Source organism: Phaeobacter sp. HS011, assembly GCF_018101215.1.
Classification (GTDB): Bacteria; Pseudomonadota; Alphaproteobacteria; order Rhodobacterales; family Rhodobacteraceae; genus Phaeobacter; species Phaeobacter inhibens.
Genome location: NZ_JAGEUF010000001.1, coordinates 521,695 through 547,437, shown reverse-complemented (window position 1 = coordinate 547,437; position 25,743 = coordinate 521,695). Strand labels below are relative to the sequence as shown.

The following is a 25,743-nucleotide window of genomic DNA, read 5'->3' as shown; positions in this document are numbered from 1 at the left end:
CCACCTTCGGCATGACATTCACACATTGGAATATTTATGTAAACAACATCTCCGTGGTGACCCAAAGCGACAAAATTCCCGTGCCCCATATCCGTGGCTCTTAAATGCCGGACAAAGTGACGGGACGGAGATCTTGCCTGCCATCACGCGACGGTTAGGCTCTTTGCACAACCGGTAGATAACCCGGAAATAAACACCAAAGGCGGAGCAAGGCCATGACACTCAAGGGAAAACACGCGTTGATCACCGGCGGAGGCACCGGCATTGGTCTGGCGATGGCACAGGCGCTGGCCGCTGAAGGCGCAGAGGTCACCATCACCGGACGCAGGCAGGAGGTGCTGGAGGAGGTCGCAACCGAAGGACTGCATCCGCTGGCGATGGATGTACGTGACGAAGCGGATGTCATCGCCAAGATCGACGCTGCCACTGCCGCCCGCGGGCCGATCCAGATCTGTGTGCCCAATGCAGGCATCGCCGAGGGCAAGGCCCTGCATAAGATGTCGATGGAATTCTGGCGCAACATGATGGCCACAAATCTGGACGGCGCCTTTCTGACCATCCGTGAATCTATGAAATCCATGCGCCAGACCGACTGGGGCCGCGTCGTGACCGTGTCCTCCATCGCAGGTCTGCGCGGGTTGCAGGGGGCGCCCTGCTATTCGGCCAGCAAACATGGGCTGATTGGCCTGACCCGGTCGCTGAGCGAGGATTATCTGGGCACGCCTTATACATTCAACGCGCTCTGCCCCGGCTACGTGGACACACCGATCATCGACCGTAACGTGACCTCAATTTCTCAGCGCGCAGGCGTCAGTGAGGAAGATGCGCTCAAGATCATGGTCTCCGCCAATCGCCACAAACGCCTGATTCTGCCCGATGAAGTCGCTGCCGCCCTACTGTGGCTTTGCGGGCCCGGCTCCCAGTCGATCAATGGGCAGACCATTGAAATCGCAGGTGGGCAGACCTGATGACCCGCGAGGAGTTCAACAGCTTCTGCGCCACATTCCCGGCGACATCCCATGTGGTTCAATGGGGCAATGCAGACGTCTGGAAGGCAGGTGGCAAGGTCTTTGCCATCTGCGGTTGGGCCGATGGCAAGGACGCCTTTACCTTCAAGACCGGAGAGATCGCCTTTGAGGTTCTGCAAGAACGGCCGGGCGTCCGCCCAGCGCCCTACCTGGCCTCGCGCGGGATGAAATGGCTGCAGCATTTCAAGGACCCCGGCCTCAGCGACGCCGAACTGAAGGAACAGATCAGCCTGTCCTACAGCCTCGTCACCGCGGGCCTGTCAAAACGCAAGCGCGCCGAGCTGGGCATCCCAGAACCGCAGCCGGGTGGCGAAGCCAGCGCGGATCCTGGATCCTAAACTCTGGACAGACGCGGTCCGATGCGATAGCACTTCAGAAGCTTTAAGCCTAAAATATGTAACCGCCAGACCATCCATGCTCACGAGGTTCAGATGACCGATTTTGCCGCAACCAAGGCCATGTTTTCCCTGCCAGAGGGGATGATCTACCTCGACGGAAATTCACTCGGCCCGATGCCCAGCGCCACCGCTGAACGGGTTCGCGGCACGATCGAGGACGAATGGGGCGAAATGCTCATCACTGGCTGGAACAAAGCTGGCTGGATGCAGAAACCCACCGCCATTGGCGACCGGATTGCCCGCCTGATCGGCGCCGAACCCGGCCATGTTGTGATGGGCGACACCCTGTCGATCAAGGTCTATCAGGCCGTTGCCTCCGCGCTGGAACTGAACCCAACCCGCAAGGTGGTCATGTCCGACAGCGGCAACTTCCCCTCCGACCTCTACATGGTCGAAGGCCTGGTGAAATCGCTTGGCCCGGACTACTCCCTGCGCGTCGTTGCACCGGAAGAGGTCAGCGCCAATATCACCGACGACATTGCCGTGCTGATGCTGACCGAAGTTGATTATCGCACCGGTCGCAAACACGACATGAAGGCCCTGACCGAACAGGCCCATGCCGCCGGTGTCGTGACGGTCTGGGATCTGGCGCACTCCGCAGGCGCGCTGCCAGTGGATCTGGCAGGTTGCAAGGCCGATTTCGCCGTTGGCTGCACCTACAAATACCTCAACAGCGGCCCCGGCGGCCCGGCCTTCATCTATGTCGCCCCCCGCCATGCGGAAAAGGCGCGCCCGGCACTCTCTGGCTGGCTTGGTCACGCGGCCCCGTTTGATTTCGATCTGAACTATAAACCCGGCAACGGCATCGAACGGATGCGGGTCGGCACCCCGCCCGTATTGCAGCTCGCCGCACTTGAGGCCTCAATGGATATCTGGGACATGGCCGATATGGCCGATGTCCGTGCCAAATCCATTGAACTCTGCGATCTGTTCATTACCGAGGTCGAATCCCACTGCCCCGATCTGACACTTGCCTCGCCCCGCGACGGTACCGTCCGTGGCAGCCAGGTGTCTTTCCGCTTCCACGAAGGCTACGCCGCCATGCAGGCGCTGATTGCCCGTGGCGTGGTTGGTGACTTCCGTGCGCCGGATATCATGCGCTTTGGCTTTACCCCGCTTTATATTGACGAGGGCGACGTGCGGGCCGCCGTCGATATCATAGAGGACGTCATGACCAACGCGTTGTGGGACAGCGCCGAATACAAAACCCGCAACGCCGTCACCTGATGGCAACCCTGCCCGCATATCGCGTGCCCCTGTGCCGTCCGGCCGGCTGGGTCGCCTTGTGGCGGCGGCTGGCCCAATGCGGCACGCTCAATTCGAGAAAGGCTCCTGTTTCCACAATCTGATACACTACCGGAACACCAAGGAGCCTTTCCATGTCCACCCCCTATGATCCCGCCAAAGAAGGCGCGCAGATGTCGTTTGACGGACGTATGTCCTATGGTGACTACCTGTCGCTGGATATGCTGCTGAACGCACAGAAAACCTGGACCAACACCCATGATGAGATGCTGTTCATCATCCAGCATCAGACCTCAGAACTCTGGATGCGTCTCGCCATTCACGAGTTGACCGCTGCGCGCAGTCGCCTGCTGGCGAACAAACCGCATGAGGCGTTCAAGATGCTCGCCCGCGTGGCCCGTATCTTTGAACAGCTGAATTCTGCCTGGGACGTGCTGCGCACCATGACGCCCTCAGATTACAGCGCCTTTCGCGATGAGTTGGGGCAAAGCTCGGGCTTTCAGTCACATCAGTACCGCCAGATCGAATTTATGCTGGGCAATCGCAACAAGGCGATGTTGCGCCCGCACGCCCATCGACCCGACGTTCTGGCCCTTCTGGAAGAAGAGTTAAGTCAGCCCTCGCTCTATGATGTGGCGCTGCGGACCCTTGGTCAGCGCTTCGACCTGCCGGAGGAGGTGCTGAACCGCAACCTGTCAGAGGCCTACACGCCCCACCCCGCGGTTGAGGCGGCATGGAGCGAAGTCTACCGCGACACCGAGGCGCATTGGGATCTCTACGAACTGGCAGAAAAGCTGGTGGATTTTGAGGACTACTTCCGCCGCTGGCGTTTCAACCATGTGACCACAGTAGAACGCGTCATCGGCTTTAAGCGCGGCACCGGCGGCACCGGCGGTGTCAGCTACCTGAAACGGATGCTTGAGGTGGAACTCTTTCCCGAACTCTGGCACCTGCGCACCGCGCTCTGACACGACACTCGCTGAGGCAGGCCTTTGCTGGGTCTGCCTCAGCGCGGGGAAAGCCCCGCCGCAAACAGCTGCCCCAACTGACGTACGCCAGCGCGATAGCTGTCATAATCCGCAGAGGTATGCTTGACGCCTTTCATCGCGCTACAAAATGTGCGCGCCACATCTTCCGCCGCGCCTGTCAACCGTATGGCACCAGCCGCGGCCATCTCAGCCAGCCATGTCGCGTAAACATCCCGCAAGAGCGCCTCGCCTGCGTCAATGTGATCCCCGGCGCTGCTCATGCTGGCTTCCAGCACTTCCATTCCATGGGGCGTGTTCAACATTGCTTCCATCGCCTCACCGCCCTGCGCCTCAAAGGCCGCAAGCAGCTGCGCCTCTATCGCACCCTCAGACGCCAGTGCCGCGCGGAGCCGATCAGCAGTCTCCGCATAATGCGCATCAATCAGCGCTTTCAGGATCGCTTCCTTGTTTCTGAAGTGCAGATAGAGCGCCGGCCGCGACATGCCCGCCCGCCTTGCAATGTCGTCCATTGAGGTCTTGCGATACCCGTAGGTCGCAAATCCCCCCCAGGCCGCTTCAAGAATGGCGCGTTGTTTCGGGTCGCTGGACGAACTCATCATGAAACCGCTTCTGACAGTTCACCCCAATTATGTCAATTGACACTCTGACAAAATACGTCAATTATGTCATCACGTCAGCCAATCGAGGAAGAGCCCGCCATGTCCACCACCCTTCGCATCAATGGAACACCGCATGAGGTCGACCTGCCGGACGACGTGCCCCTGCTGTGGGTTCTGCGCGATGAGATTGGCCTGACCGGCACCAAATTTGGCTGCGGCGTTGCGGCCTGCGGCGCCTGCACGGTGCATATCGATGGCGAGGCGGTGCGCTCCTGTCAGGTGGCGCTCTCCGACGTCTGGGGCGACGTCACCACGATCGAAGGGGTCGGCACCCCCGACACAATGGCCGCCGTGCAAAAGGCTTGGGTCGCCAATCAGGTGGCCCAATGTGGCTACTGCCAGTCTGGCCAGATCATGCAGGCCGCCAGCCTACTGGCGGAAAACCCTTCCCCCAGTGATGCCGAAATCGACGAGGCGATGCAGGGCAACCTCTGCCGTTGTGGCACCTACCCCCGTATCCGCGCCGCCATCCATGACGCCGCCAGCATGATGAAGGAGGCCTGATCTTATGGCCAGCCTCAAGAAAATCGCCCGCCGCAGCTTCCTCATCGGCTCTGCCGCCATCGTCGGCGGCGTCGCCTTTGGCACCTATAAATACCACCAGCCTGCCCCCAACCCTCTGGAACAGAAGGACGGCCGCGCGGTCCTTAACCCCTTTGTTTTCGTGGATCAATCCGGCGTCACGCTGATCGCGCCAAGGGCCGAGATGGGACAGGGCGTGAAATCTGCATGGGCCAGCCTGATCGCCGAAGAGCTGGACGTGGATCCGGCCAAAGTCACGGTCCTGCACGGCCCCGCTGCCAAGGCCTATTACAACAGCGCCATGATGTCAGAGGCGCTGCCCGGGCGTGGCTATGATGGCTCTGCTCTACAACATTCCTTGGGTGAGATCGTTGGCCACATGGCCAAGTTTCTTGATCTGCAAGTGACCGGCGGTTCGTCTTCCATGCGCGACGGGTTTGAGCGGATGCGCCATGCAGGCGCCAGCGCCCGCGAGACGTTGAAACAGGCGGCGGCGGATCAACTGGGTATCAGCCGCGATCAGCTCACGACCGAGGACGGCCATGTCGTCGCCCCTGACGGCACCCGCCTTCCCTACGCAGATCTGGCCCGTACCGCTGCAAATCTGACCCCCATCGAAACCGATCTGCGTAAGGCCTCTGAATGGCGGTTGATCGGCAAGGACGTGCCGCGCATTGATATGGTGGCCAAGGTCACGGGCACGGCAGAATTTGGCGTCGACGTCCGCCTGCCCGGCATGAAATTTGCCGCCATCCGGCAAAGCCCGCATTTCGGCGTCGGCAAAAAGAGCTTTGATGCAAGCGCTGCCGAAACCATGCCGGGTGTCGAAAAGGTGTTGGACCTGGGCGACGCTGTTGCGGTTGTGGCCAGCAACACCTGGCTTGCCCAGCAGGCCGTCGATGCCATTGACGTCACGTGGGAGGCAGCCCCCTACCCCGAAACGACTGAGGCGATTTTTGACGAAATCGCCCGCAGTTTTGACGCCACTCCAAATTCCACCATGCGGGACGATGGCGATGTGGACGCGCTACCAGAGGGCGCGACCGTGATCGAGGCTGAATACCGCCTCCCTTACCTCGCCCACGCCACGATGGAGCCGATGAATGCCACCGCGCTTTATTCCCGCGATGGCTTGCAGATCTGGGCGCCGAACCAAGGCCCGACCGTGGTGCAGAAAAAAGCCGCCACGCTTGCGGGGCTGGATGTTGATGCGGTGGAGGTGAACACCACCTATCTGGGCGGTGGGTTTGGTCGGCGGATTGAAACCGACTACACCGACCGTGCCGTCCAAATCGCGATGCAGATGCAAGGGACCCCCGTGCAACTGACCTGGAGCCGCGAGGAAGACATGCGCCATGATGTCTACCGCCCCGGAGCCATCGCGCGCTATCGTGCAGCGGTCAAAGACGGCAAAGTGGTCATGGTCCACGGTAAGATTGCCGCCCAATCCACCACGGTTGAGGGCGCAGGCCGAATGCTGGGCCTACCGATGAGCGGCCCGGACAAGGGACATGTGGACGCGGCCTTCAATCAGCCGCTCGCCATTCCCAACTTCCGGGTAGAGGGCTATCTGGCCAAACCCATGCTCCCCGTCGGCTTCTGGCGCTCAGTCGGCGCATCTTTCAACGGGTTCTTCTCAGATTGTATCATTGACGAGATGGCCCATGCCGCCGGACGCGATCCGCTGGAGTTCCGGCTGGAGTTGGCCCGCGCCGAATGGGAACCGGCAGCCAAGGTGCTGGAGACCGTCCGTGACATGTCTGGCTGGACTGGCAAGACACCCGACGGCATCGGGCGTGGCGTCGCCATGGCCTACAGCTTTGGCACACCGGTCGCTCAAGTGATCGAAGTGGCCGATCAGGATGGCCAGATCCGCATGACTGACGCCTGGATTGCCGCCGATCTGGGGCGCGTCATCGACCCGAAGAACACCCGCGCGCAGATGTTTGGCGGTATGGTCTATGGTCTATCCGCCGCCTGCTTTGGGGAGATCACCATTGATGGCGGCGCGGTCGAGCAGGAGAACTTCCCCGACTATGACGCGCTGCGCATGCACACGATGCCGACAGTTCAGGTGGAATTGCTGGAAAACCAGCCTCGTATGGGCGGTGCCGGTGAACCCGGCACACCGCCTGCCGCACCAGCATTGGCCAATGCGCTGTTTGATCTGACCGGCAAACGCGCACGGCAACTGCCACTGATGCATGAGTTTGATCTGTTGATCTGAAAGACCAGCGGCACCGCCCTAAAGGCGGTGCCCACAAAGGCTGCTACTGGTATTCAAAGGTCGGACGCCTCAGGCTGATTTCCGTTGGGCCGGTCTGCCCGCACCCTCGGCCCAGTCACGCACTGCGTCTCCAAAAGCGGTGAACAAAGGCCGCGACACCGGATCATTGGCGGCGTCCCATTCCGGGTGCCATTGCACCGCAAGGGTAAAACCGGGGGCGTCCTTCACATAAATGGCCTCAGGCGTGCCATCAGGCGCAGTTCCGTCAATCACGATCCGGCTTCCCGGCGCCTTGATCCCCTGCCCATGCAGCGAGTTGGTCATCACCTCTGCCGCGCCGAACAGATGGTGGAACACACCGCCCTCGGTCAGTTCCACAATGTGGCGCATGGCGAATTTCTCTTCCAGCGTGCCATCCGGCGGCATCCGGTGGTTCATGCGCCCTGGCAGGTCACGGATCTCCGGATAAAGCGTGCCACCCATAGCCACATTCACCTCTTGAAAACCGCGACAAATGCCCAGAAATGGCTGACCCCGCTCCACGCAGGCGCGCACCAGCGGCAGCGCGATGGCATCACGCGCCCGGTCAAAGGCCCCATGCGCATCGGTTTCCGCCTCACCATATTCATTTGGATGCACATTGGGACGCCCGCCGGTCAACAGGAAGCCGTCGAAACTCTCCAGCAACTCCTCAACCGACAGGAACCGTGGATCGGATGGGATCAGCAGTGGCATACAGCCCGCAACCTCGGCCACCGCCTCGGAGTTCATGGTCCCCCCGGCATGGGCGGGGTATTCGTCGTTGATCAGGTAGGAGTTGCCAATAATGCCGACTTTGGGGCGTGTCATTCTGTCCTCAACGATTTGGGCATCGGCCCTTGCACCTTGCAAGGGCACGACCGGGTCGGGACAATCCTACAGCCACGCTGCGGCGGGTTGCAATTCCCCTAAGGGGCGCAACCCGCCGTCATTCCGTAAAAAGCTGCATATGCGCCGCAACTTTCCGCAGCTTTCGTTTTTTGGGGGACTGGCGACCCGCCCGGCTTCGCTTGGCGCCGGGCGAACCGATCACGCCTCGCCGCTAAGCCCGGTTGCCCGGATTCCCGCCATCGCGGCCTCCGCATCATTGTCAGAGGTATCACCAGTAACACCGACCGCGCCGATCACAGCACCCGCCTCGCTGCGCAGCAACACTCCGCCCGGAACCGGGATAACCTGCCCGCCATAGACGCCGTTCACCGCAGCCATGAAATAGGCTTGTTGCTCGGCACGTGCCATCTGGGCCGTGCCCGCCATGCCCAGCATCACCGCGCCGTAAGCCTTGCCATGCGCAATCGCAAAGCGGCCCGGTGCAGCGCCATCTTCACGTTCAAACGCGAGCACATGGCCGCCCGCGTCCAGAACGACCACCGACAACGGCTTAAGCGCCATCTCGCGGCCCTTCGCCCGGGTATGTTCGATGATGCTGCGGGCCTGATCCAATGTAAGGGTCATTTCGGTGTCCTTGATATGCTTTGGTAGGTTCGAAAAAAAGGGGCCGGGCACAGCGCCCGACCCCATCTGTCTTCTTTAGCCTTGCGCCTTCAGTTCAAGGCGGCGCGCATGCAGCACCGGCTCGGTATAGCCGGAGGGCTGGATACGGCCGCGGAACACCAGATCGCAGGCCGCCTGAAAGGCAATACCATCAAAGCCCGGTGCCATCGGCGTATAGCTTGAATCGCCTGCATTCTGCTGATCAACAACCGCCGCCATTTTCTGCATCGCGGCCATGACCTGTGTTTCGTCCACGATGCCATGATGCAACCAGTTGGCCAGCGCCTGACTGGAAATCCGGCAAGTCGCACGGTCTTCCATCAGGCCGACATTGTGAATGTCAGGCACCTTGGAGCACCCCACGCCCTGATCAACCCAGCGCACCACATAGCCCAGAATGCCCTGTGCGTTGTTCTCGATCTCCTGCGCGATCTCCGCATCCGACAGGTTCTCGCCCTGCATCACCGGAATTGTCAGCAGATCATCCAGCGTGCCCCGCGCGCCGCCCGCTTTCAGCTGGTCCTGGACCTCGTGGACATTCACGCGATGGTAATGCGTCGCGTGCAGCGTCGCGGCGGTTGGCGACGGCACCCAGGCACAGGTCGCACCGGACTTCGGATGACCGATCTTCGCTTCCAGCATCTCGCCCATACGGTCCGGCATCGCCCACATGCCCTTGCCGATCTGAGCGCGTCCTTTCAGACCACAGGCCAGACCAATATCGACATTGCGATCCTCGTAGGACGCAATCCAGGGCGTCGCTTTCATCTCGCCCTTGCGCATCATCGCACCCGCCTCCATCGAGGTGTGGATCTCGTCGCCGGTCCGGTCAAGGAAGCCTGTATTAATGAAGGCAACCCGGTATTTCGCAGCGCGGATGCAGGATTTGAGGTTCACCGAGGTGCGACGCTCTTCGTCCATGATACCGATCTTCACAGTATGACGCGGCAGGCCAAGCGCGTCTTCGACATGGGCGAAAATCCGATCGGTAAAGGCAACCTCTTCGGGCCCGTGCATCTTGGGCTTCACCACATAGACCGAGCCATGCAGCGAGTTGCCACCCTCAGCCTGAAGATCATGCATCGCGCAGAGAACGGTGGTCATCGCATCAATGAAGCCCTCGCCTGCCTCGCGCCCGGCGCTGTCGCGAACGGCGGGGTTGGTCATCAGATGGCCCACGTTGCGCACCAGCAGCAGTGAACGGCCCTTCAGCACCAGATCAGACCCATCCGGCGCGGTGAAGGCTTGATCGTTGTTCAGCACGCGAGTGAAGGTTTCGCCGCCCTTCGTCACCTCTTCAGCAAGGTCCCGTTTCATCAGGCCCAGCCAGTTCGCATAGGCAGTAACCTTGTCCTCACCATCGACGCAGGCCACGGAATCTTCGCAATCCATGATGGTCGAGAGCGCGGACTCGAGGACGATATCATTGATCCCCGCCTGATCGCCCTTGCCGATATTCCCGTTGGCATCCACGACAATCACCGCGTGCAGGCCATTGTTCTTCAACAGGATCTTACCCGGCGTGGCGGCATCGCCTTCATAGCCCGCAAACTGCGCGGCGTCTTTGAGCGCAGGCACCAGCGCGCCGCCCTCCAGCGACAGGCCGGCACAATCGTTCCACGAGCCCTCCGCCAGCGGAAAAGTCTGATCAAGGAACCCACGGCCCCAGGCGATCACCCGCGCGCCGCGCCCGGCATCATAGCCCTTGCCCTCAGGCAGATCGCCCATGGCATCGGTGCCATAAAGCGCATCATAGAGGCTGCCCCAACGCGCATTGGCCGCATTCAATGCAAACCGCGCGTTGGTGATCGGAACCACCAGCTGCGGCCCCGGAACATTGGCGATTTCATCGTCAACATTCTGCGTCTCGATCTCAAAGTCATCGCCCTCGGGCAGCAGGTAGTCGATATCGCGCAGAAACGCCTCATAGGCGGTGGCGTCATGGGCCTGCCCTCTGCGTTCGATATGCCAGGCGTCAATCTGCCCCTGCAGATCGGCACGTTTTGCCAGAAGGGCACGGTTTTCATCCCCCATGCCATTGACCAGACCAGCCAGACCGGCCCAGAACGCATCCGCTGTCACACCAGTGCCGGGCAAAGCCTTGTCTTCGATGAAGGACACCAGCGTGTCGGCCACCTGCATATCATGACGTTCCTGCATCCCGCTCATGGGGTGATCCTCCTAATAAATGCGCGTGTTGTCGTCCCGGATACACCAAAAGTTTCCTATCGGCAACGCTGGTGGTAATATTAGTTTACCAATTATCGCGAAGCTGCTTCAAATATCCCTTATAGATGTAGCTCATCACCTATGCCCCGCTCCACCATCCCGGCAAACGAAAAAACCCGGCAGAGCGCTGCCGGGTCCAGCCGGGGAGGAATTTCAAATATTCGGGGGATTTGGATCAGTTGTCCGCGATGGTCGCCTGCACCTCGGCAGCCGTTTGCGGCGTTTCAACGACATCCTGCTCGCCGCCCTTGTTGAAAACCCAAAGCAGGAACACGGCGAACATCAGCAGCACAGCCACGACGACCCCCCGGATCCCCAGCAGGGCCGGTTTGTGCAGCTTCTCTTCGCGTTCAACATTAGTGTCAGGTGCCGACATGGGCCGCTCCTTTGTCTACAAGTTTGCGCGGTTGCTGGCGCGGGGCCGCAGCCGCTGGTACACAGGCTTGTAATAGATACGCTGACCGACCCGCCCGGGTTCCATGGAACAGGAAAAAACCATGAAAGATGCCGCACCCGCCACCGCACCGGAGACATTTTATCTGAAGGATTACAAACCCTTCGGATTTGAGGTGGAGACGGTCGAGCTGACGTTCAAACTGGCGCCGAATTCGACCCGCGTGCTGAGCAAGATCCGCTTTTCCCCCAAGGACAACGCTGCCGATCCGCGGTTCTTCCTGCACGGTGAAGCACTGAAACTCATCTCCGCCAAGATCGACGGTGCCCCTGTAACGCCCGAGCTGATCGCGGGTGGCCTCATCTGCGACACACCCGATACCCCCTTCACCTGGGAAGCAGAGGTGGAGATCGACCCCGCCGCCAATACCGCGCTGGAGGGGCTTTATATGTCCAGTGGCATGTATTGCACCCAATGTGAGGCCGAGGGTTTTCGCAAGATCACCTATTACCCCGACCGCCCCGATGTGATGTCGACCTTCTCGGTCCGGATTGAGGGCGATGAAACGGTCCTTCTGTCCAATGGCAACCCCACCGGTTCGGGGGAGGGTTGGGCGGAGTGGCACGACCCCTGGCCGAAACCGGCCTATCTCTTTGCGCTGGTGGCCGGCGATCTGGTGAACCACCCCGACCGCTTCACCACCCGGTCCGGCAAGGATGTCGAGCTGAACATCTGGGTCCGTCCGGGGGATGAGGGCAAATGCGCCTTTGGCATGGAAGCCCTGAAGAAGTCGATGAAATGGGACGAGGATGTCTATGGCCGCGAATACGATCTGGATATCTTCAACATCGTGGCGGTGGATGACTTCAACATGGGCGCGATGGAAAACAAGGGGCTGAACATCTTCAACTCCTCCTGCGTTCTGGCCTCGCCCGAGACCTCCACGGATGCCAATTTCGAACGAATTGAGGCGATCATCGCCCATGAGTATTTCCACAACTGGACCGGCAACCGGATCACCTGCCGCGACTGGTTCCAGCTGTGCCTCAAGGAAGGTCTGACCGTTTTCCGTGATGCCCAGTTCACTGCGGACATGCGCTCCGAGCCGGTGAAGCGGATTGAGGATGTGATTGCCCTGCGCGCCCGCCAGTTCCCGGAGGATAACGGCCCCCTCGCCCATCCGCCGCGCCCGGAACAGTTCCAAGAGATCAACAACTTCTACACCGCCACCGTTTACGAGAAAGGTGCCGAAGTGATTGGCATGCTCAAGCGACTGGTGGGCGACGACAACTACGACAAGGCGCTGGATCTCTACTTTGATCGGCACGACGGTCAGGCCTGCACCATTGAGGACTGGTTGAGGGTGTTTGAAGACGCCACCGGGCGCGATCTGAGCCAGTTCAAACTCTGGTACAGTCAGGCGGGCACCCCGCGGGTGCAGGTCTCTGAGGATTTTGCTGACGGCAGCTATACCCTCACCTTTGAGCAATCGACGCCACCCACCCCCGGTCAGCCTGACAAGGCCCCTCGTGTCATTCCCCTCGCGGTGGGGCTGCTCGCTGCCAACGGCGATGAGCTGCGCGCCACAGAAGTGCTGGAGCTGACCGAAGCCAAGCAGAGCTTCACCTTTGACGGCCTCGCCTCGAAACCGGTGCCCTCCATCCTGCGCGAGTTTTCGGCCCCAGTGATCCTGGAGCGCAAGACCACAAACGCAGAGCGCGCCTTCCTGCTGGCGCATGACACCGATCCCTTCAACCGCTGGGAGGCGGGCAATGCGCTGGCCACCGAAACCCGCGTCACCATGGTGACCGAGGGTGCCGCGCCCGACGGCGCTTATCTTGATGCGCTGGAAAAACTGGTGCGCGATGATACGCTTGATCCGGCCTTCCGCGCGCTGGTGCTATCGCCCCCCAGCCAGTCCGAGATCGCCCAAACTCTGCACGACCGGGGTGTCACCCCCGATCCGCAGAAGATTTACGACGCGGCAGAAACTTTCGCCCAGACCCTGGCCCAGCAGTTGGAAATCAGCCTGCCCCGGCTGTATGCGGCGACCACCGTTGATGGCCCATACCAGCCCGATGCCAATGGTGCCGGTCTGCGGGCGCTGAACGGTCGTATACTGTCCCTGCTGACCCGGCTTGATGGCGGCGAACAGGCCGCACGCCAGTATCAGGCCGCCGACAATATGACCCAGCAATATGCGGCGCTGGCCGCACTGATGAAGGCGGAGAATGGTGAGAAGCAAAGCCAGGCCTTCTTCGACCAATGGCAGAATGACCGTCTGGTGATGGACAAATGGTTCGCGCTGCAGGTGGCCTGTGCGGCCCCGGACGCAGCGGCGAAGGTCGCGATGGATCTGACCCGTCATACCCTGTTTGACATGAAGAACCCCAACCGCTTCCGCGCCGTCATGGGCGCGCTCGCAGGCAATCACGCGGGCTTCCACCATGCCAGCGGCGCGGGCTATCAGTTGCTGGCCGAAAATCTGATCGCGCTGGACAGCCTCAACCCGCAGACCACCGCGCGGATGTGCGCGGCCTTCCAGACCTGGAAACGCTACGACAGTGCCCGACAGGCGTTGATCCGGGTTGAGCTGGAACGCATTCTCGCGACAGAGGGGCTGAGCCGTGACACCCATGAAATGGTCAGCCGGATCCTGCAGGGGTGACGCCTGCCATACGCATAAAGAACGGGCGGCCAGGCTGCCCGTTCACCTCGACAGGTCCTGAAATTGTGCCGCTCTGCTGGCGGCCTGATTTCTACCACCACCATGTCGCCATAGGCGTGGCAGATGCCTGACGGCGACGCCTCCCCAGCGGTCTATCGCTACAGCCGGGCCGCCCGCACACCACACCTTGTCATGGCGCTTGCCCTATGGGCCGCCGGTATCCTGACCATATCCCTTTATGTCTCCGCAGCCGTCTGGATCACTGTGGTTCTGGCACTGCCCCTGCTCCCCGGCCTGTGGGATCTATGGCGCAACCCGACCGCTGTGCTGGCGCTGGACAACGAGGGCCTCAGCTGGCGCAACGCCACTTCCGGCAGCACAGATATCCCTTTGGGTCGGATCAGCCACATCAGGCTCGACAGGCGATGGGATTTCTCCCATCGCGCCACGGTTCACACGGACAATGGCAAACGCCTGCGTATTCCGCCGGATTGCCTGCCACCCCACCAAGGTTTTGAGCAGGCGCTGAGCGCAGCCGGTCTTCGGGTTGAGCGACATCATTTCCAGATTTTCTAGCGTTCTGAGCGGCGGCCCCGCTGCCAACTCAATTCTTAACGCCCGTTAACCTGCCACTGGAATATCCCAATCGTTCTCTGCAATGGCGCGCTCCCGCCATGATTGCGCCCCAAAGCCGGGTCAGTTTGTTTCCAGTGATTTAAGCTGCCAGCACGCGGACATAGATATGCTCAACAAAAACACCCCAGCGCGCGATCTTATCAAACAGGTTTTTGCGACATTTCTACCCGGCGACGGGCGCGCAACGACAGTCCAGACCGCAAACGGGCACCCCGTGCCCTTAGCAAAGCCAACGACGGTTCACGACAGCGCATCCAAGCGGCATTGCCATGGCAGCCCTGTCGGGCAATCAACTGAGCAGCTGATCGTGCCAATTTGCGATCCCGCGCACTCCGGCAGCGACTGTGCCGCGCTACAGGATCAGGGGCAATTTCTCGCCCGCCAGGATCGCTGGGGGGACCTCTCCTCCCGGATCGCAGAGGCGGATAAGGCGCGACGCAACACGCCACATGGCCTTCCCGTCGCCGAACTGCTGGCCCATGGCGCCCGCAGCGATGTGGTCAATGCCGTCGAACACGCGCTGAGCCTTGGCCACGCAGCAGACCGGCGCAAGATGATCGAAGGGGTCATGGGGCTGGAGGCCATGTGCGTCGAGCATCGCGACGATCCTTATCTGCGCACCTTGGTGGCCCTTGCCCATATTGATGTGGCATGGATCTGGCGGGGCTATTCCGATGTCTTAGCGATCACCGTCGCGAACGGTCAGCGCTGTGCGGCTCATTTCGACCGGGCCGCCGCTCTGTTGCACCCGCTGGACGGCATTGCGCTCAACAGCCCCTTCATTGCCGCCGCCAAAACCGCCCTTCTGGCCGGGCAACGCTCTGCCGGCACCACGCAGGTCGCCGATGATTTTGCAGCCCTGATTGATCTTGATCCCGACAATCACCGCCACATGCGCAGTCTGGGCACCCATATGCTGCCGCGCTGGTTCGGCGACTATACCGCACTCGAACTGGAGGCCCGCCGTACGGCCGCCCGCACTGAGGCCACATGGGGCCACGGCGCCTATGCCTGGGTCTATTTCGATGCCATCGCACTGGACCCGGAGGCCTGCGCCCGTGTCGATATCGATTTCTTCATGGATGGTCTGCGCGATATCGTGGCCCGCCGCCCGGATCAGGAGATGATCAACCTTCTTGCCTCCTATTGCGCCGTGGCCCTGCGCTATAGCGAGGAAACCGCCGCCAAGGGCACCCCGCAGCGCGCTGAAATCGTGGAGGCGGCGGAGTGGCTGATCCGCGACCATCTGCGCGAAATCCATCCCCTGATCTGGGCCCACGCCGCACAGCGGTTCGACAACAACCTGCGCATCGCCTCACCGCGCCGCTTTGCCGATCATGGGCGCAAGGATGCGCTGGCCTTTATCGCGAAACTGTTCCGCCACGAAATCGAAGCTGGCCAGCGGGTGGAATTCTCCGCCAAGGGTCTGCGGGTCACCTCAAACTAGGACAGGCGCTTCACGCGCCTGCGCTGGCCTCATACTCGATCCCGTGCTCTGTTATCGCTTCTTGAAGGCATCCATCAGGGCGGCCCCCAGCGCGCCAGTACTTTGACCCGTATTTTGACCTCTGTTCTGGCCAGAGTTTTGACGCGCGTTTTGACCTGTGCCCTTGCCACGACCTGAGGCAGGCTTGCCACCCTGTCGCGTGGCTGCCCCCTTGGCCGGCCCGCGCGCAGTGCGCTCTTCTTTGGCAGAGGCCCCGCCGTCCTTCTTCATGGTCAGCGCGATCCGCTTACGCGGCACATCCACCTCGGTGACCGTGACCTTGACCACCTGACCGGTTTTCACCACCTCATGCGGGTCTTTCACAAACCTGTCGGCCAGCTGGCTCACATGCACCAGACCGTCCTGATGCACGCCAATATCCACAAAGGCGCCAAAAGCCGCGACATTGGTCACCGTGCCCTCCAGCACCATCCCCGGCTTCAGGTCGGTGATCGTCTCCACTCCGTCCTTGAAGGACGCCGTCACAAAGGACGGGCGCGGATCGCGGCCCGGCTTTTCCAACTCCTCGAAAATGTCGCGCACCGTCGGCAGTCCGACCTCGTCGCCCACAAACTCCTCCGCTCGCAGGGATTTCAGCGCAGACCCGTCGCCCATGATCTGGCGGATATCGCGCCCGCAGGCCGCCACGATCTTGCGGGCCACATCATAGCTTTCGGGATGAACCGAGGAGGCATCCAACGGCTCCTTCCCCTCACGGATGCGCAGGAAACCGGCGCATTGTTCAAACGCCTTGGGGCCGAGCCGCGCCACCTTCAGCAGCTCCTTGCGCGAGGCAAACGCCCCGTTCGTGTCGCGATGCGCCACAATCGCCTCCGCCAGACCGGGGCCAAGACCCGACACATGAGAGAGCAGCGGCGCCGACGCCATGTTGAGATCCACTCCGACCGCGTTCACCACATCCTCAATCACCGCTTCCAGTGATTTCGACAGTTTGTGCTGGTCCACATCATGCTGGTACTGGCCGACGCCAATGCTCTTCGGTTCGATCTTCACCAGTTCTGCCAGCGGATCCTGCAGACGCCGGGCGATCGACACCGCCCCGCGCAAGCTCACGTCCAGATCCGGAAACTCCCGCGCCGCCAGTTCGGAGGCGGAATAAACCGAGGCACCCGCCTCGGAGACAACCACTTTGGTCGGCGCTTTCACCTTGGCGGGCAGATGTTTCAGCACCTCTGCCACCATCCGTTCGGTTTCCCGGCTGGCGGTGCCGTTGCCGATGGCGATCAGCTCCACGCCGTGTTCGGCGATCAGCTTCACAATTGACACCTGCGCGCCACGCAGGTCGTTCTTCGGCTGAAACGGGTACAGCGTCTCTGTGGCCACCAGTTTCCCGGTTGCGTCAACCACCGCCGCCTTGACGCCGGTGCGAATGCCCGGATCCAGCCCGAGAGTCGGCCGCGCACCGGCTGGCGCTGCAAACAGCAGGTCCTTGAGGTTGCGTGCAAACACCTGAATTGCATCCTCCTGCGCCCGGCCGCGCAAATCACCCATCAGTTCCAGCATCATCGACAACGACAGCTTCACCCGCCAGGTCCAGCCCGCAACCTTCCGCAGCCAGATATCCCCCGGTGCGTTGCCGCCCGCGCCCAATTCTGCGGCCACCATGGCTTCGGCCCGGGCAACACCCTCTTCCGGCTCCGGTCCCACGTCCAGCGTCAGCACGCCCTCGTTTGAGCCGCGCAGCATCGCCAGCGCCCGGTGCGAGGGCACATCCGCCCAACGCTCGGTATGCTGGAAATAGTCCGAGAACTTGGCGCCCTCCTGTTCCTTCCCTTCGATAACCTTCGCGGTGACCACCGCCTCTTTCTGCAGAAACATTCGCAACCGGCCCAGAAGAGCGGCGCTCTCCGTCAGCCGTTCGGTCAGGATGTCCCGCGCGCCGTTCAACGCGTCCTTCGCCGTAGCCACGGCCTCAGTGATGTAGCCCAGCGCCAGAGCCTCTGGATCGGCGGTACGGTCGGCCAGAATGGCGTCGGCCAGCGGCTCCAGCCCGTATTCGCGGGCAATCATCGCTTTGGTGCGCCGCTTGGGTTTGTACGGCAGATAGATATCTTCCAGCTGCGCCTTAGTCTCTGCCTTGGCGATTGAGGTCGCCAGCGCATCGGTCAGCTTATCCTGCGATTTCACGGATTCAAGGATCGCCGCCCGCCGCTTTTCCAGCTCGCGCAGATACTCCAGCCGCTCCGCCAGCCTGCGCAGCTGGGTATCATCCAGGCCGCCTGTTGCTTCCTTCCGGTAGCGCGCGACAAAGGGTACGGTGGCGCCTTCGTCCAGCAGCACAACGGCGGCACTCACCTGTTTGGCGGCGGCCCCGATTTCCGTGGCAATGGTCTGGCTGATGCGGGCGGATGTGTCCAAGGCGGCGGCTCCTTCTTACTCTCGGAGGTCTTTCTTATCCTTGCCGGAAGACCCCGCCAAGGGAATGTTTCACCCCTGGCCAAGGGCCGCGCCTGACCTGAGTGTCACTGCGCAAATAGGTGCTCAGTTAGGGACACAAATAGTTCCATAGTTAGAGGACTAGTCTTGCCCCTGCCCGCGCAGACGCCTAGAACGCTTGCCAACTATAGACATTCGGATACGGCGGAAAACCATGCTCGACCTGACATATGAACTCCCCAAGCCCAAAGTGATCGCGGGCGCCAAGCATGACTGGGAACTGGTCATCGGCATGGAGGTGCATGCCCAGGTCAGCTCCAACGCCAAGCTGTTCTCCGGCGCCTCCACCAAATTCGGCGCTGAGCCGAACTCCAACGTGGCCTTCGTGGACGCGGCGATGCCCGGCATGCTGCCGGTGATCAACGACTATTGCGTTGAACAGGCCGTGCGCACGGGTCTGGGCCTGAAGGCCGATATCAACCTCTGGTCGGCCTTTGACCGCAAAAACTACTTCTACCCCGACCTGCCGCAGGGCTATCAGATTTCCCAGCTCTATCACCCCATCGTGGGCGAAGGCGAAGTGCTGGTGGAACTGGGTGACGGCACCGCGCGCAACGTGCGTGTGGAGCGTATCCACATGGAGCAGGACGCGGGCAAGTCGATCCACGACATGGATCCCAACATGTCCTTTGTCGACCTGAACCGCACCGGCGTCTGCCTGATGGAAATCGTCTCCCGCCCCGATATCCGCGGCCCCGAAGAAGCCGCTGCCTATATCGCCAAGCTGCGCCAGATCATGCAGTATCTGGGCACCTGTGACGGCAACATGCAGAACGGCAACCTGCGCGCCGACGTGAACGTCTCGGTCTGCCGTCCGGGCCAGTATGAGAAGTATCAGGAAACGCAGGATTTCTCGCATCTCGGCACCCGCTGCGAGATCAAGAACATGAACTCCATGCGCTTCATCCAGCAGGCCATCGACGTCGAGGCCCGCCGCCAGATCGCCATCATCGAGGCGGGCGGCACCATTGATCAGGAAACCCGGCTTTATGATCCGGACAAGGGCGAGACCCGCTCCATGCGCTCCAAGGAAGAAGCGCATGACTACCGCTACTTCCCTGATCCCGACCTCTTGCCGCTGGAAATCGAACAAGCCTGGGTGGATGATATCGCCGCCAACCTGCCGGAACTGCCGGACGAGAAAAAGGCACGCTTTATCAAGGATTTCGGCCTCTCTGATTATGACGCATCGGTGCTGACCGCCGACGTGGAATCGGCCACCTTCTTTGAGCAAACCGCCAAGGGCCGCAGCGGCAAGCTGGCCGCCAACTGGGTGATCAACGAACTCTTCGGCCGCCTGAAGAAGGACGAGGACAAACAGATCACCGACAGCCCGGTCTCCCCGGCGCAGCTCGGCGGCATCATCGACCTGATTTCTTCGGACGCCATCTCGGGTAAGATCGCCAAGGATCTGTTTGAGATCGTCTACACCGAAGGTGGCGACCCGGCCCAGATCGTCGAAGAACGCGGCATGAAGCAGGTGACAGATACTGGCGCCATCGAGGCCGCACTGGACGAGATCATCGCGGCCAACCCCGCGCAGGTCGAAAAAGCCAAGGTGAACCCCAAACTCGCAGGCTGGTTCGTAGGTCAGGTGATGAAAGCCACCGGTGGTAAGGCCAACCCCAAGGCCGTGAATGAGCTGGTGGCCAAGAAACTGGGCGAGTGAGCGCAGTCTGCTGGTTGCAGATCAGATCCAATTACAGATCAGACAAAGGGCGCCCCGGTGGCGCCCTTTTTTTTGTTCCCTGTTCAGGGTGCAATTCACCCGCCCCTGATCGCTTCGCGGTGACACCACAGGGCAACCACCGCCATCAAACTGGAATTGCGCGGTATAATTTGGTTATACTGCAGATCGATTTCTTATCGACAGGTCCCCGCCCATGGGGAACGCGGACGCTTGACCCCCCGCACGCTTGCGCTAAACCTGCCGCCGACACAGGAGACGTTTATGCAAGCTTTTGAGTACAAGGTTGTTCCCGCCCCCGCCAAGGGCACCAAGGCCAAGGGGGTCAAAACTGCCGAAGCCCGGTTCGCCAATTCCATCGATATTCTTCTCAATGAGATGGCGGCAGAGGGCTGGGAGTATCAGCGCGCGGAGCTTCTGCCATCAGAAGAACGCAGCGGGCTGACCGGCTCGACAACCAACTGGCGCAATGTGCTGATTTTCCGCCGCGCGCGGCCAGCAGCGGCTGAGGACGCGCAGTCCACCGCCGTCGCCCAGCTGGCAGCACAGATCAGCGCCCAAATCGCCGCTCACGCCACAGGCCCGGCAACCAGCCAGCACGGCGACGCCGCAGATGCCATCACCGAAGACAACAGCGATGCCGCATCTGCGACCGCTGCGCCCCCGGCTGCCACCCGCCCGGAGACCGCCACGGTGCCGACCCTTGGTCCGGCGACCACCACCGCAATTGCACCGCCCACCGCCATTGCCGGTGATCCGGAGGCCCCCGCGGGCGCCATCGCCGTTCCCGGTCGCGGCGCACGTGCGATGATGGCCGACGACGGTGTTGAAGAACTGAGCCCGGTGTCCGGCGTCACTGCCGCCCTGAAGGCCCGTGCCACCCTCGCCGCGACGCCGAAAGATGCAGCGGCCAAGCCCGCACCAAAAGCCGAGCCAAAGCTGACGAAGGCGCAAGAACCCTCCAAGGATCCGGCAGGGGGCTGACCAGCCCCTTACCGGAATTCCCTGCCGACGTTGCCGCAAGGGCACATAGGCGGGGCTTTGCCTGACCTGCCGCGCTAGGCGCCGATATCCAGCGCCAGCGCGTGGATCCGGGGCACGATATCGCCGAGCGCCCTATGCACCGCACGATGCTGCCCGACGCGGGTCATATCCGCAAAGGCCGCGGCCCGGATATGCACGTTGAAATGGCTCTCGCCGCGCCCGTCGTGGCCCGCGTGGCCAATGTGTTGATCGCTCTCATCCTCAACCCGCAGTGCGTCGGGCGCGAATTCTGCACGCAGGCGCGCCTCAATCTCATCACGAATGCTCATTCTGCTGTGTCCTGCATAAAAATCCCCGTATTAATTTTCCCAGCCCCCTTCAATCTGCCGCCCCTTAGACTAAACTGCTGCCTCCGAGTCGAACAGTTGCGTCTAGAAGGTGCGCCCCATGACCAAGTCAGATCCCTTTGGTTTCGATATGTCCATCCGGTCAGCGAAGAAAAAGAACCCCCGCGGGCGGCGGGCCGCCACCGGCGCGTCCGAGACCTCCCAACGCGTTTGCGACAAGGAAGGCTGCAATGAGCCCGGCAAATTCCGCGCGCCCAAGGCCCCCGATGTGCTGGATGATTTCTTCTGGTTCTGCCAGGAGCACGTACGCGAATACAACAACAAGTGGAACTTCTTTGAAGGCACCACAGAGGCTGAGTTGAACGCCCAGCAGTCCAAGGACAAGGTCTGGGAACGCCAGACCAAACCCATGGGCGATCCAGAGGCGCGGGCCTGGGCGCGGCTCGGCATTGAGGATCCGCATCAGGTGCTGGGTCAGAACGCCACCCGCAATCCGGGCCGCTCCGCCCCTGCCGGGCGCCGCCTGCCGCCGACCGAGCGTCGCGCGCTTGAGGTGCTGGAGGCCAAGGACGACTGGAGCAAGGCCGACATCCGCAAGGCCTATAAGAAGCTGATCAAAGTGCTACACCCCGACATGAACGGTGGCGACCGCAGCCAGGAAGAACAGCTGCAAGAGGTGGTCTGGGCCTGGGATCAGATCAAGGACAGCCGCAGCTTCAAGTAAGCCGCTTCCACCAACCGGCGTCTTTGCCGTTTCGAAAAAGTCAGAGAGCGTCGCGCAAGCGGCGCTTTTTCTTTGTCCTCTGCGCCGCCTCCCGCAGGTTTTCGCCGATCCGCCGGGCGCCCGTTGAACATCGGTTACGGGACTGGCTTCATGCGCGGCATTGAACAACCGCGTGCAAACCCGGTCCGCGACAGCCAGTCGGGCCTTCATACAGGTCAAATCTACAGGTCAAATCTACTGGCAAATTATGCAGGGCAGATATTTCACACCCCCAGCCCAGACAAACCAGATTATTTATCGAGCATAGAAGGCAAAACACCATGTTTCCGTTTCACCGACAGATCCGCCACGCCGTCAGCGCCCTTGCCTGTGTGACACTCCTGTCAACTCAGGCGCTCGCCTCAGACCTTGCCGAGACCATCCGCAATTGGGAGCAGGCGCTTGACGCACGGCTGGGGGTGTTGCTGGTCCACCCAGCCACTGGCTGGGAAATCACCCATAATGCGGATGACCGGTTCCCACTCAACAGCACATTCAAACCGCTACTTTGCGCCGCGATCCTGTCGCAGGTTGATCGGGGCACAGAAGATCTCACTGCCCAGGTCGAGATACGCCGTAAGGATCTGGTGAGCCATTCACCGGTGACCGAGCGCTACATTGGCACCACGCGCAGCCTTGCCCAGCTGTGCGACGCCGCAATCACCCGTAGTGACAACACCGCTGCAAACCTGATTCTGGAGCGGATTGGCGGGCCGGAGGGGTTCACCGAGTATATGCAGACCAGCGGCGATTTGATCACCCGTCTGGACCGTTGGGAAACCGACCTCAACAGCGCCACGCCGGGCGACCCCCGTGACACTGCGACCCCGCGCAGCGTGCTATCCAGTTTGCATGCAGCGCTATCGGGGACAATGCTCAGCGGATCCTCATCCGCGCAACTGGCCGATTGGATGCAGCGAGATCAGCTCGCCGATGATCTGATCCGCGCCCATCTGCCCGAGCGCTGGACCATCGGCGATAAAACCGGCGCCGGCGGCCATGGCTCTCGTGGGATCATCGCGTTTCTACGGGATCCGCAGGGCCACGAATATCTTGCGGCAATCTATATCACCGAAACCGATGCGGATTTCTCTCGGCGCAATCAGGCGATCTCTGACATCGGACGGGCCATGATTGCCGAAATCCGCTTACACCGGGGATCAGCAGGCGGGTAACCGACCGATCCGCTCGACGCGCCACATGAAAACCAAAAAAGCCACGGCACCTTGGCGCCGTGGCTTCTTCTTTTTGCAATGATAGGGCGGCTCAGCTGCCCTTGCGCTGAGGCCGTGCGCTGCCGCCGGGTTTCCCGGAAACGACTGCACGGGCCTTGTTTTTCTTGCTGTTGGGCTTGCCCTTCGGCGGTGGTGGCCCCTTGCGACCGGATTTCCCCGGATTGGACCAATCACCCTTGGGCTTGCCCGGAACCGCAGGTTTGGCAGGCGCCGACGGCGTTGCCCCCCGGTCCGATGATCCGCGCGCGGTCACCGTGGCCTTACCGCCCTCACCCGTGCGTTTGGGTTTATCGAAACGCGGCTTGTCGCCATAGGCAGGTTTGTCGCCACGCGGTTTATCCCCATAGGGTTTGCTGGCACGCGGCTTGTCACCATATGACTTTTCGCCACGTGGCTTATCACTGTAAGACGGTTTGTCGCCGCGCGGTTTGTCAGAACGGGGCTTATCGCCATAGGGTTTGCGCTCACCGCGTTCACCGCCGCGATCTCCGCGATCCTGTCCACGGTGGCCGCGTTTGTCATCGCGGAAACCACCACCATCACGGCCCTGTGGGCGTGGCGATTTGGGCAGATCCGGTGCCTTGTCCAGACGGGTGACATTTGCCCCCTCTTCCAGACCGTCGTGTTTCACCGCGCCCCAGAAGCTTTCGGCGCTGCTTTCGCGCACTTCCACGTAGCTTTGATCAAACTGAACCCGGATCGCTCCGATATCATCCTTGGTCAGACCACCGGCATTGCATAGCGCTGGCAGCAGCCGACGTGGTTCAGCACCGGCCTTGCGGCCACCGCTGACCGCAAACCACACAGAGGGACCAAAGGGCGCACGCTCTTCACGCTCGCGCTTGTCGTGCTGCGGATCGCTCAGCTCCTCGGGGGCGCTGTGGCGATCGTGGAACAGACGCAGATAGGCGACCGCCAGCTGCTCGGGCGAGAACCGCTCGACCAGTTCCGCAACCGGGGCGGTCTCGTTTTCGCTGACCGGTTCACTCCAGGCCTTGTCACCCAGAAGGCGCTCAAAGTCGCGGGTCCGGACATCATCGGCACTGGGCGCCGGGCTGGTTTCGGCAGTGATCTTGGCAGACCGCAGCAGGCGCAGGGCCTTGCCCTTGGCCTTTGGCGGTACAATCAACGCCGACACACCCTGACGCCCGGCACGACCGGTCCGGCCAGAGCGGTGCAACAGCGTCTCATGGCTGGACGGCAGATCCGCATGAATCACCAGATCCAGTTTCGGCAGATCGATACCGCGCGCCGCAACATCTGTTGCCACACAAACCCGCGCGCGCCCGTCCCGTAGAGACTGCAGCGCGTTGCTGCGCTCCGCCTGAGACAGCTCGCCGGACAGGGCAACCACGGAAAATCCGCGATTGCTCAGCCGCGTGGTCATCCGGTTCACCACCGCACGGGTGTTGCAGAACACAATCGCATTGGGCGACTCGTGGAAACGCAGCACGTTAATCACCGCGTTCTCAACATCCCGCTGCGCCACGGCCAGCATCTGATATTCAATATCCGCGTGCTGCGAGGCTTCCGCCACGGTTTTGATCCGCTGATGATCCTTGAGATAGGTCTCAGCCAGACGCGCAATACCAGTCGGCACAGTTGCCGAGAACATCAGGGTGCGGCGGTCTTCCGGGGATTCGCCCAGAATGAACTCCAGATCCTCGCGGAAGCCCAGATCCAGCATCTCATCAGCTTCGTCCAGCACCACGGCGCGGACCTGCGACAGGTTGATAGAACCACGCATGATGTGATCGCGCAGGCGACCGGGCGTTGCCACAACAATATGGGCGCCACGTTCCAACGCGCGCCGTTCATCGCGCATATCCATACCACCAACGGTGGAGACCACATGCGCGCCGGCCTCGGCATAGAGCCAGCCCAGTTCGCGTTTCACCTGCAACGCCAGTTCGCGCGTCGGCGCAATGACCAGCGCCAGCGGCAGATCGGCACGGTCCAGTTTCTCGGCGTCGCCCAACAATGTGGGCGCCATCGCCAGGCCAAAGCCTACGGTTTTGCCGGATCCGGTCTGTGCCGACACCAGAAGGTCGGACTGATCCAGCTCGGCTGCGGTGACGGCCTCTTGCACGGGTGTCAAATGCTCGTAGCCGCGCGCCTGAAGCGCTTGTTCGAGTGCTGTTTTCAAGATTTCATTTCGCTTGCTGCGGGGCGCGCCGCCAGAGGGCACGCCGATATCGGGAATGTCCCCGACTGCGCAGGAACGCGGATGGCATCATCCAAGTGCGCGCTGATATC

21 protein-coding genes are annotated in these 25,743 nt (G+C 61.5%); 13 read left to right on the top strand and 8 right to left on the bottom strand.

What is annotated here, in order from left to right; genetic code table 11:
* Positions 1 to 215 precede the first annotated feature (215 nt).
* The 4 genes from J4721_RS02550 to kynA all read left to right on the top strand — a co-directional run bounded on the left by J4721_RS02550 (position 216) and on the right by kynA (position 3,639).
* Positions 216 to 968, top strand: coding sequence for an SDR family NAD(P)-dependent oxidoreductase (locus J4721_RS02550; protein ID WP_014874117.1), 753 nt, complete (start codon positions 216 to 218; stop codon positions 966 to 968).
* Entirely contained in the window at positions 968 to 1,366 is a 399-nt protein-coding gene (locus tag J4721_RS02545; RefSeq protein WP_014874116.1) for an MmcQ/YjbR family DNA-binding protein, read from the top strand. The genes J4721_RS02550 and J4721_RS02545 overlap by 1 nt, the downstream gene beginning before the upstream one ends.
* Before the next feature lie 93 nt (positions 1,367 to 1,459).
* A complete protein-coding gene (gene kynU, locus J4721_RS02540; protein WP_211002044.1) occupies positions 1,460 to 2,653 on the top strand; it encodes a kynureninase in 1,194 nt (397 codons plus the stop codon).
* 152 nt (positions 2,654 to 2,805) lie between these two features.
* Entirely contained in the window at positions 2,806 to 3,639 is an 834-nt protein-coding gene (gene kynA, locus J4721_RS02535; protein WP_211002043.1) for a tryptophan 2,3-dioxygenase, read from the top strand.
* Between the two features lie 38 nt (positions 3,640 to 3,677).
* Here kynA and J4721_RS02530 read toward each other — a convergent pair whose 3' ends face one another.
* Positions 3,678 to 4,259: a TetR/AcrR family transcriptional regulator gene (locus J4721_RS02530; RefSeq protein ID WP_102848841.1), complete on the bottom strand. Its 582-nt coding sequence runs from the start codon at positions 4,257 to 4,259 to the stop codon at positions 3,678 to 3,680.
* 99 nt (positions 4,260 to 4,358) lie between these two features.
* On the opposite strand from J4721_RS02530, the gene J4721_RS02525 reads away from it, so the two are divergent.
* Together J4721_RS02525 and J4721_RS02520 are read left to right on the top strand one after the other, a co-directional pair.
* Positions 4,359 to 4,823 (top strand): (2Fe-2S)-binding protein, encoded by a 465-nt coding sequence (locus J4721_RS02525; RefSeq protein WP_061048843.1) that lies wholly within the window; start codon positions 4,359 to 4,361, stop codon positions 4,821 to 4,823.
* A 4-nt stretch (positions 4,824 to 4,827) separates the two neighbouring features.
* Positions 4,828 to 7,068 carry a xanthine dehydrogenase family protein molybdopterin-binding subunit gene (locus J4721_RS02520; RefSeq protein ID WP_211002042.1) on the top strand — a complete coding sequence of 747 codons (2,241 nt, stop codon included), beginning with the start codon at positions 4,828 to 4,830 and terminating at the stop codon, positions 7,066 to 7,068.
* Between the two features lie 69 nt (positions 7,069 to 7,137).
* Here the strand turns inward: J4721_RS02520 and J4721_RS02515 are convergent, their stop codons facing one another.
* The 4 genes from J4721_RS02515 to J4721_RS02500 all read right to left on the bottom strand — a co-directional run bounded on the left by J4721_RS02515 (position 7,138) and on the right by J4721_RS02500 (position 11,206).
* Complete coding sequence (locus tag J4721_RS02515) at positions 7,138 to 7,917, bottom strand: gamma-glutamyl-gamma-aminobutyrate hydrolase family protein (RefSeq protein WP_211002041.1); 780 nt, start codon at positions 7,915 to 7,917, stop codon at positions 7,138 to 7,140.
* Positions 7,918 to 8,136: 219 nt separating this feature from the next.
* Complete coding sequence (locus J4721_RS02510; RefSeq protein WP_014879548.1) at positions 8,137 to 8,562, bottom strand: heme-binding protein; 426 nt, start codon at positions 8,560 to 8,562, stop codon at positions 8,137 to 8,139.
* Positions 8,563 to 8,637: 75 nt separating this feature from the next.
* Entirely contained in the window at positions 8,638 to 10,770 is a 2,133-nt protein-coding gene (locus tag J4721_RS02505) for a malate synthase G (RefSeq protein ID WP_211002040.1), read from the bottom strand.
* A gap of 235 nt (positions 10,771 to 11,005) precedes the next feature.
* The gene (locus J4721_RS02500) at positions 11,006 to 11,206 is read right to left on the bottom strand and encodes a hypothetical protein (RefSeq protein ID WP_014874107.1); all 201 of its coding nucleotides are present in this window, start codon (positions 11,204 to 11,206) and stop codon (positions 11,006 to 11,008) included.
* Between the two features lie 121 nt (positions 11,207 to 11,327).
* Here J4721_RS02500 and pepN point away from each other — a divergent pair, with 121 nt between their 5' ends.
* The 3 genes from pepN to J4721_RS02485 all read left to right on the top strand — a co-directional run bounded on the left by pepN (position 11,328) and on the right by J4721_RS02485 (position 15,975).
* Positions 11,328 to 13,892: an aminopeptidase N gene (gene pepN / locus J4721_RS02495; protein ID WP_211002039.1), complete on the top strand. Its 2,565-nt coding sequence runs from the start codon at positions 11,328 to 11,330 to the stop codon at positions 13,890 to 13,892.
* A 123-nt stretch (positions 13,893 to 14,015) separates the two neighbouring features.
* Positions 14,016 to 14,468, top strand: coding sequence for a hypothetical protein (locus J4721_RS02490; RefSeq protein WP_211002038.1), 453 nt, complete (start codon positions 14,016 to 14,018; stop codon positions 14,466 to 14,468).
* A 367-nt stretch (positions 14,469 to 14,835) separates the two neighbouring features.
* Complete coding sequence (locus J4721_RS02485; protein WP_371816054.1) at positions 14,836 to 15,975, top strand: hypothetical protein; 1,140 nt, start codon at positions 14,836 to 14,838, stop codon at positions 15,973 to 15,975.
* Positions 15,976 to 16,026: 51 nt separating this feature from the next.
* Here J4721_RS02485 and J4721_RS02480 read toward each other — a convergent pair whose 3' ends face one another.
* The gene (locus tag J4721_RS02480) at positions 16,027 to 18,393 is read right to left on the bottom strand and encodes a Tex family protein (protein WP_211002036.1); all 2,367 of its coding nucleotides are present in this window, start codon (positions 18,391 to 18,393) and stop codon (positions 16,027 to 16,029) included.
* 232 nt (positions 18,394 to 18,625) lie between these two features.
* On the opposite strand from J4721_RS02480, the gene gatB reads away from it, so the two are divergent.
* The gene (gene gatB / locus J4721_RS02475; protein WP_014879542.1) at positions 18,626 to 20,140 is read left to right on the top strand and encodes an Asp-tRNA(Asn)/Glu-tRNA(Gln) amidotransferase subunit GatB; all 1,515 of its coding nucleotides are present in this window, start codon (positions 18,626 to 18,628) and stop codon (positions 20,138 to 20,140) included.
* A 282-nt stretch (positions 20,141 to 20,422) separates the two neighbouring features.
* Positions 20,423 to 21,142 (top strand): DUF4177 domain-containing protein, encoded by a 720-nt coding sequence (locus J4721_RS02470; protein WP_211002035.1) that lies wholly within the window; start codon positions 20,423 to 20,425, stop codon positions 21,140 to 21,142.
* 74 nt (positions 21,143 to 21,216) lie between these two features.
* Here J4721_RS02470 and J4721_RS02465 read toward each other — a convergent pair whose 3' ends face one another.
* A complete protein-coding gene (locus J4721_RS02465) occupies positions 21,217 to 21,471 on the bottom strand; it encodes a BolA family transcriptional regulator (RefSeq protein ID WP_211002034.1) in 255 nt (84 codons plus the stop codon).
* Positions 21,472 to 21,589: 118 nt separating this feature from the next.
* Between J4721_RS02465 and J4721_RS02460 the strand changes: the two genes are divergently transcribed.
* Both J4721_RS02460 and bla read left to right on the top strand, forming a co-directional pair.
* Positions 21,590 to 22,213 carry a DnaJ domain-containing protein gene (locus J4721_RS02460; protein WP_014874099.1) on the top strand — a complete coding sequence of 208 codons (624 nt, stop codon included), beginning with the start codon at positions 21,590 to 21,592 and terminating at the stop codon, positions 22,211 to 22,213.
* Between the two features lie 320 nt (positions 22,214 to 22,533).
* Positions 22,534 to 23,427 carry a class A beta-lactamase gene (gene bla / locus J4721_RS02455; protein ID WP_211002033.1) on the top strand — a complete coding sequence of 298 codons (894 nt, stop codon included), beginning with the start codon at positions 22,534 to 22,536 and terminating at the stop codon, positions 23,425 to 23,427.
* A 91-nt stretch (positions 23,428 to 23,518) separates the two neighbouring features.
* On the opposite strand, the gene J4721_RS02450 is transcribed toward bla, so the two are convergent.
* The gene (locus J4721_RS02450) at positions 23,519 to 25,633 is read right to left on the bottom strand and encodes a DEAD/DEAH box helicase (RefSeq protein WP_247655769.1); all 2,115 of its coding nucleotides are present in this window, start codon (positions 25,631 to 25,633) and stop codon (positions 23,519 to 23,521) included.
* Positions 25,634 to 25,743: the final 110 nt, after the last annotated feature.

Coding starts and splice junctions, on each gene's coding strand:
- J4721_RS02550 (WP_014874117.1), top strand. CDS start 216: ATGACACTCAAGGGAAAACACGCGTTGATCACCGGCGGAGGCACCGGC.
- J4721_RS02545 (WP_014874116.1), top strand. CDS start 968: ATGACCCGCGAGGAGTTCAACAGCTTCTGCGCCACATTCCCGGCGACA.
- kynU (WP_211002044.1), top strand. CDS start 1,460: ATGACCGATTTTGCCGCAACCAAGGCCATGTTTTCCCTGCCAGAGGGG.
- kynA (WP_211002043.1), top strand. CDS start 2,806: ATGTCCACCCCCTATGATCCCGCCAAAGAAGGCGCGCAGATGTCGTTT.
- J4721_RS02530 (WP_102848841.1), bottom strand. CDS start 4,259: ATGATGAGTTCGTCCAGCGACCCGAAACAACGCGCCATTCTTGAAGCG.
- J4721_RS02525 (WP_061048843.1), top strand. CDS start 4,359: ATGTCCACCACCCTTCGCATCAATGGAACACCGCATGAGGTCGACCTG.
- J4721_RS02520 (WP_211002042.1), top strand. CDS start 4,828: ATGGCCAGCCTCAAGAAAATCGCCCGCCGCAGCTTCCTCATCGGCTCT.
- J4721_RS02515 (WP_211002041.1), bottom strand. CDS start 7,917: ATGACACGCCCCAAAGTCGGCATTATTGGCAACTCCTACCTGATCAAC.
- J4721_RS02510 (WP_014879548.1), bottom strand. CDS start 8,562: ATGACCCTTACATTGGATCAGGCCCGCAGCATCATCGAACATACCCGG.
- J4721_RS02505 (WP_211002040.1), bottom strand. CDS start 10,770: ATGAGCGGGATGCAGGAACGTCATGATATGCAGGTGGCCGACACGCTG.
- J4721_RS02500 (WP_014874107.1), bottom strand. CDS start 11,206: ATGTCGGCACCTGACACTAATGTTGAACGCGAAGAGAAGCTGCACAAA.
- pepN (WP_211002039.1), top strand. CDS start 11,328: ATGAAAGATGCCGCACCCGCCACCGCACCGGAGACATTTTATCTGAAG.
- J4721_RS02490 (WP_211002038.1), top strand. CDS start 14,016: ATGCCTGACGGCGACGCCTCCCCAGCGGTCTATCGCTACAGCCGGGCC.
- gatB (WP_014879542.1), top strand. CDS start 18,626: ATGCTCGACCTGACATATGAACTCCCCAAGCCCAAAGTGATCGCGGGC.
- J4721_RS02470 (WP_211002035.1), top strand. CDS start 20,423: ATGCAAGCTTTTGAGTACAAGGTTGTTCCCGCCCCCGCCAAGGGCACC.
- J4721_RS02465 (WP_211002034.1), bottom strand. CDS start 21,471: ATGAGCATTCGTGATGAGATTGAGGCGCGCCTGCGTGCAGAATTCGCG.
- J4721_RS02460 (WP_014874099.1), top strand. CDS start 21,590: ATGACCAAGTCAGATCCCTTTGGTTTCGATATGTCCATCCGGTCAGCG.
- bla (WP_211002033.1), top strand. CDS start 22,534: ATGTTTCCGTTTCACCGACAGATCCGCCACGCCGTCAGCGCCCTTGCC.